Source organism: Bradyrhizobium sp. USDA 4501, assembly GCF_054062115.1.
On the sequence record NZ_JBSSEX010000001.1, the window covers coordinates 431,174 to 449,222 of the forward strand.

The following is an 18,049-nucleotide window of genomic DNA, read 5'->3' on the forward strand; positions in this document are numbered from 1 at the left end:
GGTCAACCTCCCTTTGCCGGATAACGATTGACGCGGTAGAACGCCTTGACGTGATCGGTTTCCTTGTAGCGCGCCTTGCGCTTCTCATCGTTGGTTTCGCTGTCAGCCTGCGCAGCCCCGACCAGCGGCGTTGCGAGGGTCGCGCCGGCGCCCACCGTGCCGACGCCGACCTTGCGCAAGAAATCGCGGCGCCCGACTGTGGTTGTCCTGTCTTCACTCATCGCATCTCTCCTGGACCTGCGGATGCAGGTCAGTTCGCGAACGTGAATGCTTCTGTCTCGATCTCGACAAAGGCGCGACCAAGCGCACCGACCGCACGATAGAAGACGGCGCTCTCCGCGCGCTCGATGTCGACGAACAGCCGCCCCATCCAGGGCGCGACGTGTTTGCCGAAGAAGGCACGCTGCGTGTCGAACGGCGCCGGGAAACGCCCTCCCGCGAAGCCTGCCATGATCTCGCACAGGATAGCCGCGTGATCTTCCGGCTCGGAATTGTTCGCTATGCGCTCGATCCCGGACGCAGCGAGGTCGGCGCGCAGCCTCGACAGCGGCCGCTCGTTGAGAAAGCCGGTCAGATAGTAGGAGGCGTAGGGCAAGAGTTCGCCGCGGCCGAGACCTGTGAACAGATCGAAATATTCGCGTTCGACCGTCGCCGCGACTGCATTGGCGGCGGATTCGGCCAGCGCGGCATGCGCGCGCCCAAGCGGCGTGGCATCGGCGGTCAACGCAGCCAGTTGATCGAGCAGTTTCTTCGATGGTGCGGCGGACAACAGTGTCGCGAGCAGCAGATATTCCTGCGCACGCGCGACATCGACAGAATCGATCGGCTCTTCGGAGAAAAACGGCTCGCTGTACAGATCAGGCCGCAAATGATCGCGCGAGATGCCTGTGGCGGCTTCGACGGCGATCACCCGTTGCGCGGGCACCTTGTTCCAGTTCGAAACAGAGGGCTGGCTGATGCCGATTTTGCGCGCAAGCTCTGCAACGCCGCCGGCAGCGTCAATGGCTCGCTCAAGGCCAGCATCGCGCACGTGGACCTCCATCCAAGTCCCGGGTGCTGATTTTGCTTTTCTTACAAAGCGCTAGCGAAGCCTAGTCCCAGCCCAACGAGGGGTCAATCAGCTCGCATAGTCTGAGGCTATGGCCTTTCGTCGCGGTCCCTAGCGAGGCAGCGCGCTGCCGTGCGTGCGGCGCTCAACCGGCACCTGTTCGCCGTCGGAGCTTTCGGTGAGCGTTCGTTGCGTTGCAGCAGGATCAGGTGCGGTTCCCGTGGTCGCGGCTTCTTCGGCGCCGATGCCCGGCAACTCGACCTCGCGCAATTGCTGCGAAGAATCCGCGACTTCAACCGAACGCTCGGGCGGTGCCTCGGCCGGCTTGCCGAGGCCGCCGACGATTCTGTCGATGAGCGCGGTGAGCTCAGCCTCGGAGCAATCCAGCGGGCCAAAGCCCGGCATCGCGGTCGGGTCGTTGAAGTCCCAGGCATTCTCGGCAAGCCCGACAAAGTCGCGAATGACGGGATCGGCGCTCCAGGCGCGACGAAGCGCCGCACGCGTCAGCTCCTGCGGGATTCCCTTGCGCAGGAACGCGGTGATGTCGGTCGCCGAGGTAATCGTGTCAATCGAAGGCAGGCTCGCAAGGTCGAACTCCGCGTCGTCGTCTTTGACGGCTGGCGGCGGCGACTGCATGTCGTCGCGCATTGCCGGATCCGGTTGCGTGGCGTTCGCCTTTGCCTCCTGCTTGCGGCGGGACCAGCGCGTCAGGAACTTGTCCTCACTCATTCGTGTCCGCCTTCATGCTGCCGGCGCGCGAGCGCCTCGGGATCGGCCTGCCGTCGCTTGCGCTTGAAGAACTCACGTTCGACGTGGTGCTCGGCCACGAAGCTTTCAATCCGCTCACGCAGCATCTCCGGCATGGGGACGGCCTCGACCAGATTCGCACCGGCCTCCGTGAACGCCTCGCCCTCCGAAGGATCGGCGGTCGCGGCAGCCACCGAGTAGGGCCAGGCGCCTTCCGCCGGCGACAAGACGGCCCAGATGGCCGGACTGCCCGAGGCGAGATTGTCGCGATAGCGCGCCGTCTCGGAACCATAGAGATCGACCGTGGCGCTGCCGGCATAAAACAGCGTCGTCCCGTTCTCGTCGCGAAGCACCGTCCAGGGTTTGGTGTCCGGCTCGTCGGGCAGAACGGCAACCGCGCGCCAGACGAAATCGGTCCACGGCGAGTCCGCCTGATGCCGTTCCACCACGACGCCGACGGGAACACGCACAAGCGGCAGCGCGGCCGGACTCATGTCGCCATCTCCAGATGTTTGACCGGCAGCCCCGTCAGCAAGTTCTGCGGCTTCAGCCGGAGCTTCTGGTCGGCGTTCATCGACAGAATGAGATAGACCGGCTCGGCCCGCATCTCGTCTGCGGCCACGCTGGCGTCCGCAAACGTCAGGCGGAACAATGAGAGCACGCGTCCGGCGCTGCGGTCGTCGAGCTGCTCGCCATGCCAGAGACGGTCGCCGAGCCTGGTCGCATCGGCGTCGAGCCCGACATACCAGGTGAGACGTGCATCACGCAGTTCGCGCAGCGGCTCAATGCTGACGTCGATCCCGAGCAGATGGGAGATCCAGCGCGCCATCGCCTGCGCCAGCGCCGCCGGCCCGCGGCCGCCTGCGGTGAGGTCGAATGCCATGTCGAATTGATCGCTCCGGCGCCAGTAATCGCCGGCATTGTCCTCGCGCAAGACGTCGAGCTCGGCATCGGTCAACGCCCCCAGCATCGACATCAGCGAGAGCACCGGGGTCGGAGTCTGTCCCCCGACGACCTCTTCATCACCGAGCAGCAGGGCCTGCTCCTGCGGCAGGATGCGCTGCGGGCGGAAGAACAGCTCGGCTGCGCGCAGCACGAACGGATCATCGCAGCCATCGAGCGCATTGCGCAGGATCACGTGCACGAGCTGATTGACGAACAGCGGCGGCAAATCGCTCGTCCCGGACCGGACGGTTGCAAGATAGGCCTGCTCCAGCGTCGGATGCCGCAGGAGGAGATCGCGGAAGGCAAGCACGAGCCGCCAGTTCTCCCGAGCATCCGCATCGACGATCGCGTCAATCTCTTCCGCGCCGACCGGCCTGCGGGGAGCTGCGAGCAGCGCGCGGTGCAGCCGCCGCTCGACCGGGCATGCTTCGTCCGGCGGAACCAGCTCCGGACGAGCAAAATAGGCCTTCAGGAACTCGTCGGTGACGCAAAGCCCCCCGCTCTCGTCGCGATCGAGCAGATGGTGGCCGCACGCGATCCAGAAATCATTCATCGGTGCCGCGGCTCCCCGCTCATATCGGCAAGCCTGAGATCACCGTCAGGCTCGACATCGTCTTCGACTTCCATGAACGAGAACGCCTTGCTGTGTCCCTGACCCTGACGCAGTTGCAGCCTGCGGAACGACTCCCGGACTTCGCCGTCGCTCACCGAACGGTGAACGGCAATGAGCGAGCTGACCGGATGGTTGCAGAGCGACTGCGCGAAGGCGACCTCCTCTTCCGCCGCCACCCGCGCGGTCGCCAGATCCGGCGCACCGAAGCGATCGATCAATTGCCTCGCGAGGCGGTCGATCAGCGCGCTGCAATCGTTCTCGGTGGCAGGCACGATCTGCACCAGCGTCGACCAGCCCCAGGACTGCACCCCAAGGAAGCCACTGCGGAACGCGACGCGGGCCTTGCCGGTCAGCTTCGTCGGATCCTGATCGCAGAAGCGGAAGGCGCCGGAGACGGCCCATTCGCCCGGCTCGGCCGCCACATCGAATACGAAGGTGTCGGAGGGATCGAGCGCGATGCTGCGGAGCAGTTTCACAGTCGCGGCCCTCCGAGCTTCGGATCGAACCAGGACGGCGTTCCGAGCGCCTTGATGAGTACGCTGCGTTCAATCCTGCCGGCACCGACGTGGCGCGTGAGGAGATCGCCGCCGTCATCGATCCGCAGCACGGTTCGCCGCTCGCGGGGGATCCGGCTGAGATAATCGCGCGCGAGGCTGCCAAAGCCATCGGTCTGCCAGCTATCGATCGCCCGCATCAGGTGCCGGGCAAAGCTCTCGGTCACCTGCACGGCTCCCGCTTCGCCAAACCCCTCCTCATCCAGCGCGGACGCGAGCGGATGGACGCCTGGTCCCTGATCGGCCATTGCGACCGTCCGGATCATGGCGCCGAACACCAGCCAGGCAGGCGGCTCGTCCTCGCGCGCGGACGTCGGCCATCCCATCCGTCCGCCGCCGACCAGCCCACCGTCGATCGCGACCGCATCGGGCCAGCCGATCGCGACCGTCTTGTGCGGCGGCGCATAGGCGCGCAGAGCGTCGGTGAGCGCGACCATGCCCGCATAGAAGGCGCGCCGCGCGGTGGCCAAGGGCTCGCCCGGCTCGAGCACCACGGCGAATTCGGCAAGATCGAACCGCCCGACGCACACCAGCGTGCCGGCACCGCTTTTAGGTGCAATGCGGCAAGCGTGAGCAAAGGCGTCTCCGCTCTCACGCAACCGGACGAGCGTGAATGGCGGCGGCAGATGGATCGCTTCCGTCACGGAGACGCGGCTGGTCGGGGTCGACCGCAAGTGCCGTCCTCCACTTTCCTTTTCCTTCCGATAGTGAATATCTATACGAGGTGAAGGAATGGCGCGAGTCCGCAAGACGGCGCCGCACCCGCGGAGGGATCGACCTGGAGCAGCCAGCGAAGACCGTCCTGATCTGCTCGTGTGAAGACACGATGCGCCTTGACGTGGCCGCGATCCAGCGTGGATGTCCCAACTGCGAGATCAGGAGCCATCGTCATCTCTGCGGCGCCGAGCTCGAAGATTTCCGCAACGCCGCGAAAGCCGACGGCCCGCTGACCGTCGCCTGCACGCAGCAGGCCGGCCAGTTCACCAATGAGATGGGCGAACGCGCCGGCCCGATCAGCTTCGTCAACATCCGCGAGACGGCGGGCTGGTCGCGCGACGGCGCGAAGGCGGGCCCGAAGATGGCGGCGCTGCTTGCAGCGGCGGCGGTTCCCGCGCCGGACTATCCGCTGGTCACATTGTCGAGCGATGGCATCATCCTGATCTATGGGCGCGACGAGACCGCGATCGAGGCTGGCCGGCTGCTGGCGGACCATCTCGACGTCACGGTCATGCTCAGGAAGCCGGCGGACGTCGTGCCGCCTGCCGCGGCCGTGTTCCCGATCGTGCAGGGCACGATCCGCAATGCGCGGGGGCACTTTGGCGGCTTCGAGCTCGCGATCGACGACTACGCGCAGCCACGCCCGTCCTCACGCGCCCGCTTCGAGTTCGAAGCCCCGCGCAACGGCGCGATCTCGCGCTGCGATCTCGTGCTCGACCTCTCCGGCGAGCCGCCTCTGTTTCCCGCACACGATCTGCGAGACGGCTATCTCCGCGCGGATCCGAGAGATCCCGCGGCCATGCTGCGTGCGGTGCTCGCCGCCCGCGATCTCGTCGGAAGCTTCGACAAGCCGAGATATGTCGACTTCACACCCAGCCTCTGCGCGCATTCCCGCTCGAAGCTGATCGGATGCCATCGCTGCCTCGATTTGTGCCCGACCGGCGCGATCACGCCGGACGGCGACCATGTCGCAGTCAACGCGGAGGTGTGCGCAGGCTGCGGGCAATGTGCGGCCGCCTGCCCCACCGGAGCGGCATCCTACGCGCTGCCACCCGCCGATACCCAGTTGCAGATCCTCCGCGCCATGTTGCGCGCCTATCGCGAGGCCGGCGGCACACATCCGGTCCTGCTGCTGCATGACAGCCAGCACGGCACGCCGCTGATCGATGCGCTCGCCCGCCATGGCGACGGATTGCCGGCCAACGTGCTTCCCCTCGCCGTCAACGAGCTGACGCAGGTCGGCCTGGAAGCCATCATCGGCGCCTTCGGCTATGGCGCGGCTGCCGTGCGGCTCCTGCTGCGCGCCAAGCCACGACACGACGTGACCGGATCGTTGCTGACGATCCGGATGGCCGAGACCATTCTCGCCGGACTCGGATTTGACGGCCGCCGCGTGAGCACGATCGAAACCGACGATCCCGACACTCTGGCCGAGCAACTGACGGGGATTGGCCCCCTCGCCGGCCTCGAAAATCCCGCGACTTTCCTGACGGTCGGCAAACGCGGCGATCTGCTTCGCTTCGGCTTGAGCGAACTGCATCGCCTCGCCCCCAAGCCGGTTGACGTGATCGCCTTGCCTGAGGGTGCACCTATCGGTGCGATCACCGTCGACGTCGCCGGTTGCACGCTGTGCCTGTCCTGTGTTTCGGCCTGCCCAACCGGCGCGCTCCGCGCCGATCCCGACCGCCCTGTCCTCAAATTCGTGGAGGACGCCTGCGTGCAGTGCGGTTTGTGTCAGAGCACCTGTCCTGAAAAAGTCATCAGGCTCGCCCCGCAGATCGATTTCCGGGCAAGACGCGCGCCGGCGCGGGTGATCAAGGAAGAAGAACCTGCCCTGTGTATTCGCTGTGGCACGCCGTTCGGCGTCAAGAGCACGATCGATCGGATCGCGACCAAACTCGAGGGACGGCATTGGATGTACCCTGCCGGGGACCGCCGGACCGAGGCCTTGCGGATGTGCGCCGATTGCCGGGTCATCGTCATGAGCGAACAGCAGTTCGATCCGATCCAGGACGTGCCGGAACGCGCGCCGCCACGAACGACGGATGACTACCTGCGTCAACGCGAGAACAAGGACTAGCCGCATGCCTCGATTCATGAAGGTTCTGTCGACGTGCCTTGTCACCACCTCCCTTGGCGGCACAGCCGTCGAGGCCGCCGCTCTTACCAAAGCCGAAAAGGTTGCACTCAAGCAGGCGGTCGTCGCCTGCAAGGCCGAGGCGAAGGGCAAGAAGATCAAGTGGCTGTCCCGCCGCAAATACGTCAACCAGTGCGTCGTGGCAGCGCTCAAGGAACATCCCAGCATTAATATCGCCCGCATGCTCAAGGAGAACCCGGAGCTGACGAAAATTCCAGTGGAGCAATGGCCGGGGTATTAAAGCCTCATATCTTCGCTTGAGGACGCCGCAAGGCGGCTAGCGCCAACTCGGGCTATTTCGACGTCGCACGCGCCAGGAAGTCTGTGAGCGCGCGGCGATCTTCGGCCGAGCCGATCTGCTGCTCCGGCATCTTCGTGCCGGGCGTATAGGCGTTCGGCCCGATCTCGAACAATTTTGAGACGGTCTCCGGCGTCCAGACGATGTCCATCGTCTTGAGTGCGTCGGAGAAGCGATAGCCCGGCAGCGAGGCGATCCTCCGACCGAACAGTCCGGCAAGGGTGGGACCGGCGCGCTGCACCTCCGTCTCCGACAATGTGTGGCAGGCGACGCAGGCCCTGAAGATTTCGGCGCCGTGATCGCCGCCATAAGCGGCGAGCGGGTCCCTCGGCGTGCCCACCACGTTCGATCCGGCCGCCGCGCCAGTCAGTGCATTCCAGCGCCTGATCTTGCCGTCGGCGCCGCCGGTCAGGAGCGTCACGCCATCGGGCAGGAATGCCACCGACCAAACCGGCCCGCCCAGCCCGCCGAGCGTGCGCAGCACGCTGCGCGCCTTGCGATCGACGATCGCCACCGTGCCGTCAATGGCCGCCGCGGCGATCAAGGCGCCGTCATGCGAGACTGCCAAGGCGACGATCGGAGTGGCGCCGGCCGTGACCTCGCCGCTTGCCTTGCCGTCGGCCGTCATCATGCGCAGCTTGCCGTCCGCTGCGCCGGTGACGATTTCGCCGTCAGGCGAGATGGCCACGGCATTCAGCGGCAACGGCACCGTGACGACCTCGGCGCTGCCGTCCGGCAGGCGCCAGATCCGCACCGTCAGATCGTAGCCCACGCTCACCAGCGACTGTCCGTCGGGGGCAAAGGCCACGCCATTCACGTTTTGCGAGTGACCTTGCAGCACGCGCGAGCCCCCGTCGGACAACGACGAGAGCCGCACGGTATGGTCCCACGAGGCGGATGCGAGCTTGGATGCATCGGGCGAAACGGCGAGCCCGACGATGGGTCCCGTATGGTCCGCGAAAACCCGGTCCGGCTGCGGCCGGCCCGACGTCCAGATGGCAATCTGGCCATCCGCACCCGCCGTTGCCATTCTTCCATCGCCGAGGAAGGCGACCGCGTTCACCGCACCCGAATGGAAGCGAAGGACCTGATCCGCGGACTCGGTTGCCAGCGACCATCGGATCGCCGCAGTGTCGAAGCTGCCCGACAGAACCGTCCTGCCATCGCCTGAAACGGCGATCGCGCGGACAGGTCCGCCGTGTCCGGCCAATTGCGCTTGCGCGGGTTGCAGCGCAAGAAGCAGCGATGCTGTTACAAGGAACGTGGCGAGACGCAAAATCAAATCCATGGCCGTCGGAGACACTCGCAGCGCAGCCCCCAAGCCATTCTGCCCGTTTTTGCTGCCCGGCCAAAGTGCTCCCCTGGCGTCCATCGGCCCCGCCGGCGATCATTCTGGAAATCTGGCGTGTCGATGGGCGACGGGCTTGGCCCTTGGCAACAACGTGCCCATTTCACCAGTAATCAACAAGGGAGTTCGTATTCGGTTTGGGGTGCGACAAGCGGCGCCTTGAAGAGCGGCCCACGCGGTCGCAGTCTTGGTAAAGGCGCCTCACAATCGAGGTCGAACATGCAAATACATCCGAAAGCATATCTGCAGTTCATCTCGCGCATTTGGCATTCTCGCGTGTTGCCGCCGCGGGATCGCAATCCCACCAGCCGGGACGCGTCGCCACTGCTCATCTACATCGCTGCGGTGTTGGCGCTGCTACTGGCAATTCTGATAGTCGATCGCCACGGTGCGCCGTTTCAATTCCCAGAACATGTCGGCGATCCCGCTGAGATCAACCCGATCTTCATGAGTTTTTGAAACACAGCGCGCGACGGGGGCTGCGCAAGCGAACAAGCCGTCCGACGCGTCGCGCTGTTCAACGCCAGACGATTTCCAGCCCGCTCATCCCGAACCGAATGCGTTCGGATACGACGGCACCATTCTCTCTATTGCTGAGTTCCCCTCGGAAACACCAGCGATCGATCGTCGAAATCTTCAACCGGCAGCTTGTCTTGTTCTTGCACAGCGGGCATCCCTGCCACCGATGTGTGGCTCACGGACGATGGATGCGATCTCGGGACATTCGTCGCAGCCAGAAAAAGCGCGATGGCGGTCAGGCCGGCGATCATCAGGAGCTTCATGCGAACCTCCGTTGGTTCTGGGAGAGTCCTGACTAGTGCAGGACTCGACATCCCCCTGTGAGATCGCTCACAACTCTCCTTTTGTTGATCAGCGCTGGAGCCGATGCGCTCCGGCTCCAGCCCCTTCCCAACCCGCCTATGGCAAATCTTTCGGGCGCGGCCACAAGCCGCCTTCGGACCAGGATTCGGATTCATCGGGCGACAACGGATCCGCGCCACCGCCGGTCCGTGCGGGATCGACGTTGAGCCATCGGCGCAATTCGAGCTTGCCGATCTGGTTGCGGTGGACCTCGTCGGGGCCATCGGCCAGTCGCAACAAGCGCGTCGTCGCGAGCGCTGCCGAAAGGAAATGGTCGTTGTTGGTGCCGCCACCCCCGAACGCCTGGATCGCCCAATCAACAATGGTCTGCGCCATGTTCGGCGCGACGACCTTGATCATCGCGATTTCCTGCCGCGCTGCCTTGTTGCCGACCGTGTCCATCATGTAGGCCGCTCTGAGCGTCAGCAGCCGCGCCTGGTCGATCTTCATGCGCGCTTCGGCCACGCGCTCGAGCGTCACGGTTTGCTCGGCGAGAGGCTTGCCGAAGGCGACGCGTTTCAGCGCGCGTCGGCACATGCGCTCGAGCACGCGCTCGGAGAGGCCGATCAGCCGCATGCAATGATGAATGCGTCCGGGCCCGAGCCGACCCTGCGCGATCTCGAACCCACGCCCCTCGCCGAGCAGCATGTTGGCGGCCGGCACGCGTACATTGGTGAATATCACCTCGGATGCACGATCCGGGACGCCGTAGAAGCCGAGCACGGGCAGCGAACGGACGACATGCACGCCGGGCGTCTCCTTCGGCACGAGGATCATCGACTGACGCTTGTGACGATCCGGATTCTGCGGATCGGTCTGCCCCATGAAGATGATGATCTTGCATCGCGGATCGGTGGCGCCGGTGGTGTACCATTTGCGACCGTTGATCACGTAATCGTCGCCATCACGGACGATCGAGCTGGCCACATTGGTCGCGTCGGACGAGGCAACGTCGGGCTCCGTCATCGCAAAGGAAGAACGGATCTCGCCGGCCAGCAAGGGCTTCAGCCAGCGTTCCTTCTGCGCCTCCGTTCCGTAGCGCAGGATGGTCTCCATGTTGCCCGTGTCAGGGGCGCTGCAATTGAAGACCTCGGGAGCAAGATGCGAACGTCCCATGATCTCGCACAGCGGGGCATATTCGAGATTGGTCAGCCCGTCCTCGTGAGCGGGTAGAAACAGGTTCCACAGGCCGGCCTGTTGTGCGAGCGGCTTCAGTTCCTCGACAACCGGGTGCACAGCCCAGGGCCCGAGCCGCTCGGCCTCCTGATAATATCGGCGCTCATTCGGATAGATGTGCTCCATCATGAAGCGCTGGAGACGCGCGGCCAGTTGCTGGCTGCGCTCGCTTTGGGTGATATCCATGTAGATTCTCCTTACCGGCCGCGTAGGCCGTCCCTGAGCGTGTTTCGGGTGATTTTTCCGGATTCCGTCTTCGGCAGATCGTCCAGCACGCGAATGTCGACCGGGCACTTGTAGGCCGCCAGTCGCTCGCGGCAGAAGCGCGAGAGCGCGGCAACATCGATCACGGTGCCGGGTTGAGCGGAGACGAAGGCGACCACCGTCTCGCCGCGATAGGGATCGGCGGCGCCGACGACGGCTGCTTCGCGCACGCCCGGAAAGCCATAGATCACGTCTTCGACTTCGCGCGGCCAGACCTTGAAGCCGGAGGCGGAGATCATGTCCTTCTTGCGGTCCACGAGGTAGAACCAGCCGCTCTCGTCAAAGAAGCCGACGTCGCCGCTATGCAGCCAGCCGTTGGTCAGCACCTCGTCGGTTTCCGCCGGCTTCCTCCAGTAGCCGGCCATCACACCTGAGCCACGCACAACCACCTCGCCATGCGCGCCGGGTCCGAGCGGGCGGCGCTCGTCGTCGACGACGATCGCATCGACGCCCGAAGTCGGCCTGCCGATCGACAGCGCGCCTGAGTCGGGATCGACCGGAATCCGACCTTCGTTGGGCGCAAGATGGCTTGCAGAGGTCAGTTCGGTCATTCCATAGGAACTGCGGATCGCCCGTCCAAACCGTTTCGCAAAGGCATCGATGACCGAGGGCGCGATCGGCGCGCCGCCGGAATAGATATGTACGAAGCTCTCGAAATGCCGGCTCGTTGCGTCAGCCTGGTTCATCAGCGCGATGTACGCGGTGATGGCACCGACGATGAATGTCGGCCGCCATTCAAGGAAGGCATCGAGCGCGACCTGGGGCTGGAAGCGATAGGTCAGCACCATCGCTGCACGCGCGGCAAACGCCGCGACCATCTGGATTTCAAAGCCGGTGATGTGGAACAGCGGCGCGACCCCAAAGATGCACGACGTGCCGTTCAATTCGAAATGATCGCAACAGATCAACGCGGTCGCCACCAGATTGCGATGCGTGAGCATGGCGCCCTTTGGAACGCCCGTGGTTCCGGAGGTATACAAGAGAAGGGCGATGTCGTCGGACGTCAGAACCGGTGCCGGTGGTGCAGCTGCATTTTCGGCAAAAACCGTCGCCAGCGCCCGGGCCTGCGGAGCTGCGCCCGGCACCGGCAGCACCCGGACATCGTTTCGCAGCTGGAATTCCCGAGCGCCGGTCCAGAACACCAGCTCGGAATCGACCGAACCGGCGGCCAGGAAAACGTTCTCCCATTGATCGTCGTGGCAGATCACCGCCTTCGGCTCGCAATCCCCGAACAGCTTGCGAAGCTCTGGCGTGCGGTACATCGGGTTGAGGCTGACGACGATGGCCCCGACCTTCCAGGCCGCTACGCTGACGATGACGAACTGCGGCACATTCTGAAGAATGACGGCGACCCGATCGCCGCGCCCGACTCCTTTTTGCGCGAAGCGGGCGGCGAGCCGGTCGCTGAGCCGATCGATATCGGCATAGGTCTGCGTCGCATCGAAATAGAACACGGCCGGCGCCTCGCGCGGCGCGGCTCGAAACAGATCAAGCGCCGTCCGCCTTCCGGGATCGGGCGGAGCGACCGATTCCCCGAGCCGCGCGCGCAGCCGGCCCGCGGCTTCCTCGTAAGCGCGTGCACGCGACACGGAATCCAGGTCGACAGTCATCGCCGCTTGCCACCACTGTCGCAACGATGGCAGCCCCGTCCGGGCCGGCGGCCGCTATAGCCCGCCGCCACCTGGCGCAGCAGGAACCGTGGCAAAAGGCGTTCGCCGCCACTACTCATTGGCACTTTTTCCTCGATAGACCGAGCCGAGACGCGCATGCGGAAGCGCGGCACGGCTTGCAAGGGGCGGCTGGGCCGCCCCACTCTCTTTTGCTTGAATGACAACGCGCGTGCGCCGGATGTGGAGACGCACCAACACCTGTGCAGCTTCGACATCGCGCGCCCGGATCGCGTCCATGATCAGGACATGCTGGGGATCGGAGAACGGAAACCCGTCCTTGGCATAGGTCTCGCTCACAAACTGTCGCCGGAAATGCTGCGTGCTGTTCCAGAAGCGTTCGACCATCGCGAGCAGTTGCGGCATCCGCGCCCGCGAATAGGTCCGTAGATGAAACTCCCGATCAAGCTGGATGTACTCCTCGAGCGTGGTGACCTGCTCAAGTTCGCGCACAATGCGGTCAAGAGTCTCGATATCCTCGTCGGTCAGATTTGGAACGCTTTCGCCGATGGCAAGCGGCTCGACCGCTTCACGGATCTTGTAGATCTCGATCGATTCTTCCGAATTGACGTCCGCAATCCAGGCGCCACGGTTCGGCGCCATGACGACGAGCCCCTCGTTCTCGAGCTGCTTCAGCGCCTCGCGCACGGGAATGCGGCTGGCTCCGAAATGGGCCGCAAGAAGCTCCTGCCGAATCCGCGTGCCTGGCCGCATCTCGCCGCTCAGCACCGCGCTGCGAATCTCGCTTGCGATCCTCTCGCTCATCAGGCGACGGGACTCCGGATCGTCCTCATTGCCGTCCCGCGTCATGTCCTTCCAATGGGGAGGCCGCTGATAAGGACTCATGAAAGGCCCTCCTTCAATGAATGGCCGCGTACATGATCTTGTCCTCGGTCGCATCAGCCCGTGCCATTTCCTCGACGATACGTCCGCCGCGAGCGACCAGGATCCGATCCGAGATAGCCAGAATCTCCGGCAGATAAGAAGAAATAACGACAACCGCCTTGTTCTCGCGCGCCAGCCTGCGAATCGCCTCGTGAATTTGTGGAATGGCGCTCACATCGACACCACGCGTCGGTTCGTCGAAGATGACCACCGTAGGCTCCTGGGCCAGAGACTTTCCCACCACGACTTTCTGTTGGTTGCCGCCGGAATATTCGACAATCTTCAGCGTCCGCTTCAATGCAGAGATCGAGAGCGCCGAGATCCATTGATCGGCGATCCGTTTCATCTCGCGCGCGGAGTAAAGGAACCGCTTGACGCGCGGCGACGACAGATAGCCAAGATAGATATTCTGATCCACCGTCATCGTCTCGAAGAAACCGTCGACCTTGCGATCCTCGGTGATGTAGGCGATTCCGTCGCGCACCGCCTGCCGCGGCACCCGGTAGCGGATCGGCTTGTCCCGCAGATAGATCATCCCGCCGCGCAGGAAGTTGCGCTTGCGGGCGCCGCTGACGATCTGCGCGATCTCGGAGCGTCCTGCCCCGACCAGCCCGAAGATGCCGACGACTTCTCCATTGAACACCGAGAACGACATGTTCTTGACGATGCTGCCCATCGTCACGTTCTCGACCGAAAGCACCTTCTCACCGCGGGAGGCATGCGGCTTCGGCGCATCCGGATCAGCCCCGTGGGTCGCGTACTGCGCTGCGGTTTCCTCACGGCCAACCATCATCCGCACCAGGGCGTCACGCGTGACGTCCTTCGCCGGTACGGTGGCGACCAGCTTGCCATCGCGCAGCACGGTGATGCGATCCGCGATGTTCAATGCTTCTTCCAGCGCATGCGAGATGAAGATGATCCCGGCGCCCTTCTCCTTCAGGGTGTTGAGAAGATGGAACAGGTGCTGGGTCTCTTCAGGGGTCAGCGATGCGGTCGGCTCATCGAAGATGAAGACCTGGGCGTTGTGGCGAACCGCACGCACGATTTCGACCATCTGCCGCTTGGCGGTTCCGAGATTCTCCACCAGCACCAGCGGGTCGACGTTGAAGTTCATCGATTGCAGCGACTGGGTCGCGGCGATGTTGATCTTGCTGTAGACCGTGACCCATTTCTCCATGCCGAGTTCAAGGTTCTGCGCCACCGTCATCGACGGGACCAGGCTGGATTCCTGGTAGACCATCGCGACCCCACCCTCGAGCGCTTCCTTTGGCGAGGCGAACGAGACCTTGCGCCCCTGGATCAGGTAGTCGCCGGAGGTCAGCACGATCGCACCGGCAATCGCCTTGCAGAGCGTCGATTTCCCCGCGCCGTTTTCTCCCAGCAGCGCGTGAATTTCGCCCGGCCGCAGATCGAAATTGACAGCATCGATCGCGTGCAGGCCGCCATAGACCTTGCTGCCATTGACGATCTGAAGCAGCGGGGTTCCTGCCTGTTGTTCGGCCGCCATGGCGTTCATCCTTCTTGCATGCCGCGACCAGGAGGCAGTTCGACGAGGCAATCGCGTCCCTTGGACACCGCCAGCACGCGCGAGCCGATCGGGCGGACGGCGGTGATTCCATGAACCCGACCATCGACGCGGCTGTGCAGCGTCTCGGTCGCCGCGCCCTTGTCGTCGAGCCGGGCGACGAGACCATAGGAACGCGGCGGCGCCCACGGCTTCTGGATGCCGAGTTTCTTGATGCGGCCGATCTGGGTCGGTTCGCGCGGATTGAGGCGGCCATCCAGCGCCGGCCCGATCCAAAGCTCAGGTGGCACCGTCCGCATCATCTCTTCGCAGAATGCCCGCTCGCGCAGGACGAATTCGGTCAATTGCGTGCGCAGCGCGAGGAAGGCCATCCAGACCTCACCGTTCGCGCCTCGGGCAAGACGCGCCGGGTAGCCGGTATGATTCTTGACGATCACGCGCCTGTCGTCACCCGTGCGTGAAAAAGCGGTCAGGCGGTGGGTCCAGGATTCGGCGACCCAGACCTCCTTGCCGTCGCCGGATACGACCAAGCCGAGCGGCCATGCGAGCTTGTCCGCACGCACGCTCGCACTGCCGAGCGAGGAATTGCAGGCGATGAGCCGGCCCGAGGGGGCGCGGTTCTGCATCAGGTCGGTCAGCCAATGCTCTGGCCGATTGTTTCGCGAGCCGTCGGTCAGGTAGATCGCCCCGTCCGGCGCGACCGTCACCGACAGCGGACAGGCAATCTTTTCACCGCCGACGCTTTCGAGCTTGCCGATGATCTCGCCAGCCGGCGAAAGCGCCACCAGCCCCACGCCGGAGACGCAGGCGAGCAGCCGGCCGTCCGGCGTGCAGGCAAGCCCGCCGACCGGGCCGTCGAGCGTCGCGAACTCCGTGCGCGTGTTGAAGTCGTCTCCCGTGCAACGCAGGACGTGGTTGCCGGTCGAGACGTAGAGCGCACCGTCCTGCCCGAGCGCAATGTCGTCCGGTCGCTCGATCTCGTCGCCGAGCTGGCGCGCCTGATCGAGCCGCTGGTTCGGGGAGAAGGCGCCGTCGAGCACCGGAATGCCGTGAATTTCCCGGTTCGGGGACAGCACGCGATCGATGATATCGCCAAGCAGAGACATGGCTCAGGCCCTTCCCCAATAGGACTTGTGCGCTTCCCAGGTCGGGTCGGCGTCCTGCAGGCTGATGCGGCCGATGCGGTTGTTCTCCAGACCCCCGATATAGAGATAGCCCTTGTGTTCACGGACCGACGTGATGGTCGGATGCGAAAGCCCGCCTGGATCCCAGAGCGATTCCGTCACCACGCCGTTGTCGTCGAACTTGACCACGCAGCCGTAGTTGATGCCCGGACACAGCCATTCGTCCGGCGGGATCTGCTTGACCATGCGGGTGCGGAAAACAGGGTTGCGCATCGCAAGGTCGTAGACCGGCGTGCGCAGGCCGACGAAGGCGAGCCAGTACTTGCCGTCGGAGGCGCGGTTGATGTTGTCGCAATAGCCCGGAAGGTTGTCGATCAGGATTTCGCTGGTGCCCGCCTTCGGGCCGGCGATCCAGAAGCGGTTGATCTGGCATAGCCAGGTGCTGGCCCACAGCACCGACTGACCGTCATGCGAAATGCAGATGCCGTTCGGGAACGTCAAGTTCTTGAGGACCGTCCTGGTGGTGCCGGTCTTCGGATCGTGGCAGATCAGCCGGCCGTTGCCGCGCCCCTCGAAGCCGTCGAGCGCCCAGTCGGTGAGTTCATAGCGGGTCGAGGCCTCGCTGAAATAGATCTTGCCGTCTGGCGCGACGTCGAGATCGTCAGCGAGATAGAGCCGCGAGTCGTCCTTGAGGCGCGTACGCGTGCGCGTGGTGCGGTCGGTGACCTTGAAGACCGAGCGATCGGGCTTCACGCCGTAAACGCCCATGCCCGCGATGCAGACGAGCAGGTTCTGATCCCGATCGAACGCCAACCCGAGCGGCCGGCCACCGATGCGCGCGAACTCTTCGCGCACGGTATAGTCCGGCGCGAGAAAGCGGATGATCGAGCCGTTGCGGTTGACGGTGTAGAGGTTGTCCTTGCGGTCAAGGATGATGTCTTCCGGGCCCTCGATCATGTCGAGCGCGATCGCTTCCGCGTTCTTCAGGCGATCGTTCTCCGCGAACGGCGTGCCGCTGCCCCGCTCGACCGACGGCGGCGGCTCGAAATCAACCCAGCTTGGGGTGACGTAGACCTTTTGCAGCACCTTGCCCTTGTTCTTGACCCACTTCACGTTGAAGCCGACTGCAAGCAGCAGGATGATGCCGATGATGGCGGTCGTCAGGTTGCCGGAGATGCCGAGCCGGACCATGCCGCTGGTGAGCATGAAGATGATCGCCGCGCCCATGACGGCGCGCGCGATGGTACCGCGGCCGCCGGCCAGGCTGATGCCGCCGAGCACCACCGCGGCCAGCGCGTTGATCTCCCAGCCGACGCCGGTGTCGGTGCCGGAGCTGCTCTGCCGCGCGGCATAGAGGATTCCCGCCAGCGCCGCGATCGCGCCCGACATCACATAGGCCGAGAACAGCACGCGCTTGACGTTGACGCCGGCGTGGCGGGCCGCCTTGCGGCTCGACCCGACCGCCATGATGTGGACGCCGGGCTTGATGCGGGTGAGGAAGAAGTGGGTTCCGACCGCAAGCAGGATCAGCACCAGCATGTTGAAGGGAATGCCGAGAACCCTCCCCGAGCCCATGAAGTCCCACGTACTGGACCCGCTGTCGATGCTCGCGAGTTCGTTCGTGAACGCAACCGTCACCTTGTTGTAGGCGGCGCGGACGATGATGAGGACGACGAGCGTCGTCAGGAACGGCCGGGTCTTGCCGTAGGCAATCAGGCCGCCGTTGATCGCGCCCATCGCCGCGCCGAACAGGATGACAAGCACGATGGTCACGGGCAGCGGCAGCCCGAGGATGAGGTACAGATAGAGCGCGAGGAAGTTCGACATCGCGAACACCGCGCCGACCGACAGGTCGATGCCGCCCGACAGCACGGAGAAAGCCATCGCGACCGCGACCATCCCCTGCTCCGCGAAATTCCGCATCAGTTCCTGCAGGCTGCCCGCCGTCAGGTAGCGCGGGATCATGATCGCGAAGGCCAGGAAAACCGCGATCGTCAGCGTGAATGGAATGATCGGCTCCATCCAGCGCTTCTCAAGCAGTTCGCCCAGGAACAACTGGGGCGAATGGCGGTGCCAGGCTCGTTGCAGGCTCTTCATCAACAGACTCCGGCGGGCTCGGCGCAGCAGCGGCCGAACGGCG

18 protein-coding genes are annotated in these 18,049 nt (G+C 64.5%); 3 read left to right on the forward strand and 15 right to left on the reverse strand.

Annotation, left to right across the window (positions count from 1 at the left end):
* Positions 1–2 precede the first annotated feature (2 nt).
* From ACVWZM_RS02155 to ACVWZM_RS02185, 7 genes are all read right to left on the reverse strand, one after another.
* Complete coding sequence (locus ACVWZM_RS02155) at positions 3–221, reverse strand: twin-arginine translocation signal domain-containing protein (RefSeq protein ID WP_028345027.1); 219 nt, start codon at positions 219–221, stop codon at positions 3–5.
* A 29-nt stretch (positions 222–250) separates the two neighbouring features.
* The gene (locus tag ACVWZM_RS02160) at positions 251–1,030 is read right to left on the reverse strand and encodes a Cro/CI family transcriptional regulator (RefSeq protein WP_456851668.1); all 780 of its coding nucleotides are present in this window, start codon (positions 1,028–1,030) and stop codon (positions 251–253) included.
* 129 nt (positions 1,031–1,159) lie between these two features.
* On the reverse strand, positions 1,160–1,777 hold the full coding sequence (locus ACVWZM_RS02165; RefSeq protein WP_456851670.1) for a DUF3306 domain-containing protein: 618 nt from the start codon (positions 1,775–1,777) through the stop codon (positions 1,160–1,162).
* Positions 1,774–2,289, reverse strand: coding sequence for a DUF3305 domain-containing protein (locus ACVWZM_RS02170; protein WP_456851672.1), 516 nt, complete (start codon positions 2,287–2,289; stop codon positions 1,774–1,776). The genes ACVWZM_RS02165 and ACVWZM_RS02170 overlap by 4 nt, the downstream gene beginning before the upstream one ends.
* Positions 2,286–3,293, reverse strand: a complete 1,008-nt coding sequence (locus tag ACVWZM_RS02175) for a DUF6352 family protein (protein WP_456851674.1) — start codon at positions 3,291–3,293, stop codon at positions 2,286–2,288. Before ACVWZM_RS02175 ends, ACVWZM_RS02170 begins: the two co-directional genes overlap by 4 nt.
* Positions 3,290–3,829 carry a DUF6505 family protein gene (locus ACVWZM_RS02180; protein ID WP_456851676.1) on the reverse strand — a complete coding sequence of 180 codons (540 nt, stop codon included), beginning with the start codon at positions 3,827–3,829 and terminating at the stop codon, positions 3,290–3,292. The genes ACVWZM_RS02175 and ACVWZM_RS02180 overlap by 4 nt, the downstream gene beginning before the upstream one ends.
* Positions 3,826–4,581: a biotin/lipoate--protein ligase family protein gene (locus ACVWZM_RS02185; RefSeq protein ID WP_456851678.1), complete on the reverse strand. Its 756-nt coding sequence runs from the start codon at positions 4,579–4,581 to the stop codon at positions 3,826–3,828. The genes ACVWZM_RS02180 and ACVWZM_RS02185 overlap by 4 nt, the downstream gene beginning before the upstream one ends.
* A gap of 152 nt (positions 4,582–4,733) precedes the next feature.
* Here ACVWZM_RS02185 and ACVWZM_RS02190 point away from each other — a divergent pair, with 152 nt between their 5' ends.
* The gene (locus ACVWZM_RS02190) at positions 4,734–6,704 is read left to right on the forward strand and encodes a 4Fe-4S binding protein (protein WP_456835192.1); all 1,971 of its coding nucleotides are present in this window, start codon (positions 4,734–4,736) and stop codon (positions 6,702–6,704) included.
* A gap of 4 nt (positions 6,705–6,708) precedes the next feature.
* Entirely contained in the window at positions 6,709–7,002 is a 294-nt protein-coding gene (locus ACVWZM_RS02195) for a hypothetical protein (RefSeq protein WP_253640146.1), read from the forward strand.
* 52 nt (positions 7,003–7,054) lie between these two features.
* Here ACVWZM_RS02195 and ACVWZM_RS02200 read toward each other — a convergent pair whose 3' ends face one another.
* The gene (locus tag ACVWZM_RS02200; RefSeq protein ID WP_316397286.1) at positions 7,055–8,347 is read right to left on the reverse strand and encodes a c-type cytochrome; all 1,293 of its coding nucleotides are present in this window, start codon (positions 8,345–8,347) and stop codon (positions 7,055–7,057) included.
* A gap of 117 nt (positions 8,348–8,464) precedes the next feature.
* Here ACVWZM_RS02200 and ACVWZM_RS02205 point away from each other — a divergent pair, with 117 nt between their 5' ends.
* Positions 8,465–8,866, forward strand: a complete 402-nt coding sequence (locus ACVWZM_RS02205; RefSeq protein WP_225646077.1) for a hypothetical protein — start codon at positions 8,465–8,467, stop codon at positions 8,864–8,866.
* A 128-nt stretch (positions 8,867–8,994) separates the two neighbouring features.
* Here the strand turns inward: ACVWZM_RS02205 and ACVWZM_RS02210 are convergent, their stop codons facing one another.
* From ACVWZM_RS02210 to ACVWZM_RS02240, 7 genes are all read right to left on the reverse strand, one after another.
* Entirely contained in the window at positions 8,995–9,189 is a 195-nt protein-coding gene (locus tag ACVWZM_RS02210; protein ID WP_456835193.1) for a hypothetical protein, read from the reverse strand.
* Positions 9,190–9,325: 136 nt separating this feature from the next.
* Positions 9,326–10,630 (reverse strand): acyl-CoA dehydrogenase family protein, encoded by a 1,305-nt coding sequence (locus tag ACVWZM_RS02215; protein ID WP_057017126.1) that lies wholly within the window; start codon positions 10,628–10,630, stop codon positions 9,326–9,328.
* Between the two features lie 11 nt (positions 10,631–10,641).
* Positions 10,642–12,318 (reverse strand): AMP-binding protein, encoded by a 1,677-nt coding sequence (locus ACVWZM_RS02220; protein ID WP_168856833.1) that lies wholly within the window; start codon positions 12,316–12,318, stop codon positions 10,642–10,644.
* Between the two features lie 111 nt (positions 12,319–12,429).
* A complete protein-coding gene (locus ACVWZM_RS02225) occupies positions 12,430–13,185 on the reverse strand; it encodes a GntR family transcriptional regulator (RefSeq protein ID WP_028345041.1) in 756 nt (251 codons plus the stop codon).
* Positions 13,186–13,234: 49 nt separating this feature from the next.
* Complete coding sequence (locus tag ACVWZM_RS02230) at positions 13,235–14,776, reverse strand: sugar ABC transporter ATP-binding protein (protein ID WP_456856602.1); 1,542 nt, start codon at positions 14,774–14,776, stop codon at positions 13,235–13,237.
* Positions 14,773–15,891 carry an SMP-30/gluconolactonase/LRE family protein gene (locus ACVWZM_RS02235; protein WP_057017124.1) on the reverse strand — a complete coding sequence of 373 codons (1,119 nt, stop codon included), beginning with the start codon at positions 15,889–15,891 and terminating at the stop codon, positions 14,773–14,775. The genes ACVWZM_RS02230 and ACVWZM_RS02235 overlap by 4 nt, the downstream gene beginning before the upstream one ends.
* 3 nt (positions 15,892–15,894) lie before the next feature.
* Positions 15,895–18,006, reverse strand: coding sequence for an ABC transporter permease (locus ACVWZM_RS02240; protein ID WP_456851680.1), 2,112 nt, complete (start codon positions 18,004–18,006; stop codon positions 15,895–15,897).
* Between the last annotated feature and the right edge of the window lie 43 nt (positions 18,007–18,049).

Excerpts from the sequence above, each read along its gene's own strand:
- ACVWZM_RS02190 (WP_456835192.1), top strand. The coding sequence starts at position 4,734 with ATGCGCCTTGACGTGGCCGCGATCCAGCGTGGATGTCCCAACTGCGAG.
- ACVWZM_RS02175 (WP_456851674.1), bottom strand. The coding sequence starts at position 3,293 with ATGAATGATTTCTGGATCGCGTGCGGCCACCATCTGCTCGATCGCGAC.
- ACVWZM_RS02215 (WP_057017126.1), bottom strand. The coding sequence starts at position 10,630 with ATGGATATCACCCAAAGCGAGCGCAGCCAGCAACTGGCCGCGCGTCTC.
- ACVWZM_RS02165 (WP_456851670.1), bottom strand. The coding sequence starts at position 1,777 with ATGAGTGAGGACAAGTTCCTGACGCGCTGGTCCCGCCGCAAGCAGGAG.
- ACVWZM_RS02210 (WP_456835193.1), bottom strand. The coding sequence starts at position 9,189 with ATGAAGCTCCTGATGATCGCCGGCCTGACCGCCATCGCGCTTTTTCTG.
- ACVWZM_RS02225 (WP_028345041.1), bottom strand. The coding sequence starts at position 13,185 with ATGACGCGGGACGGCAATGAGGACGATCCGGAGTCCCGTCGCCTGATG.
- ACVWZM_RS02220 (WP_168856833.1), bottom strand. The coding sequence starts at position 12,318 with ATGACTGTCGACCTGGATTCCGTGTCGCGTGCACGCGCTTACGAGGAA.
- ACVWZM_RS02230 (WP_456856602.1), bottom strand. The coding sequence starts at position 14,776 with ATGAACGCCATGGCGGCCGAACAACAGGCAGGAACCCCGCTGCTTCAG.
- ACVWZM_RS02200 (WP_316397286.1), bottom strand. The coding sequence starts at position 8,347 with ATGGATTTGATTTTGCGTCTCGCCACGTTCCTTGTAACAGCATCGCTG.
- ACVWZM_RS02195 (WP_253640146.1), top strand. The coding sequence starts at position 6,709 with ATGCCTCGATTCATGAAGGTTCTGTCGACGTGCCTTGTCACCACCTCC.
- ACVWZM_RS02240 (WP_456851680.1), bottom strand. The coding sequence starts at position 18,006 with ATGAAGAGCCTGCAACGAGCCTGGCACCGCCATTCGCCCCAGTTGTTC.
- ACVWZM_RS02235 (WP_057017124.1), bottom strand. The coding sequence starts at position 15,891 with ATGTCTCTGCTTGGCGATATCATCGATCGCGTGCTGTCCCCGAACCGG.
- ACVWZM_RS02170 (WP_456851672.1), bottom strand. The coding sequence starts at position 2,289 with ATGAGTCCGGCCGCGCTGCCGCTTGTGCGTGTTCCCGTCGGCGTCGTG.
- ACVWZM_RS02155 (WP_028345027.1), bottom strand. The coding sequence starts at position 221 with ATGAGTGAAGACAGGACAACCACAGTCGGGCGCCGCGATTTCTTGCGC.